Source organism: Streptomyces sp. L-9-10, assembly GCF_004151105.1.
Taxonomy (GTDB): Bacteria; Actinomycetota; Actinomycetes; order Streptomycetales; family Streptomycetaceae; genus Streptomyces.
In genome coordinates, this window is sequence record NZ_PHRF01000058.1 from 1 (window position 1) to 686 (window position 686).

General features: G+C 70.6%; 2 protein-coding genes. Both read right to left on the bottom strand.

Annotation, left to right across the window (positions count from 1 at the left end; all coding sequences use genetic code 11):
• A partial coding sequence (locus CU044_RS16390; protein WP_129769334.1) for a class I SAM-dependent methyltransferase occupies positions 1-389 on the bottom strand: 389 nt, incomplete at its 3' end.
• Positions 386-553, bottom strand: coding sequence for a hypothetical protein (locus CU044_RS38595; RefSeq protein WP_165371911.1), 168 nt, complete (start codon positions 551-553; stop codon positions 386-388). The genes CU044_RS16390 and CU044_RS38595, both read right to left, overlap by 4 nt.
• Positions 554-686: the final 133 nt, after the last annotated feature.

A 686-nucleotide genomic window follows, 5' to 3' on the forward strand; every position in this document is an offset into this window, starting at 1 on the left:
GCCCGCCGCACGGCCAGCGCCTGGTCCTCGGGGGTCAGCAGCATGGAGAGCGTTCCGCAGACGCAGTACACGAGGCCGTACCGCTCGTCGGAGGTGTAGGTGCGGATGTCTCCGTGGACCGGCTCGACCCCGGCGGCGCCGGGCTCGGCGCGCAGCGTGGCCAGCATCTCCTCGGAGGAGTCCACCCCGGTCACCCGCCCGACGTGCCCCGAGAGGGGGACGGCGATACGGCCGGTGCCGACGCCGAACTCCAGGGTGCCGGTGGAGTGGTCGGGGTGGAGGTCCGCGATCTTCTTGGCGACCCCGGCCGCGGCGCCGTCCTTGGGGAACAGCCGGTCGTACCAGCCGTCGAACTGGCGGCCGTATCCTATGTCGGCTATCTCGTTCACTGGTGACTCCTCTTCCTGTTCCTGTGCAGTTCCAGGCCGGCGGCGAGAACGAGAGCCGTGCCGATCCCGGCGGCGAACGGGTAGTTGATGACGTCGCCGATCGCCAGGAACACCAGCACGGCGACGGCGGCGAGGGCGCAGAGAATGACCGGGGTCTTGTTCATCGGAGACTCCTCGGGGATTCCTCGGTGACTTCCCGGGGGGACTCCTGAGGGACTCCTCGGGGACTGCGGGTGCCGCCCCTCGTGGGGGGAGGGGCGGCAGTCGATGGCGGCTCCCTCGTGAGGACGGCGGCTA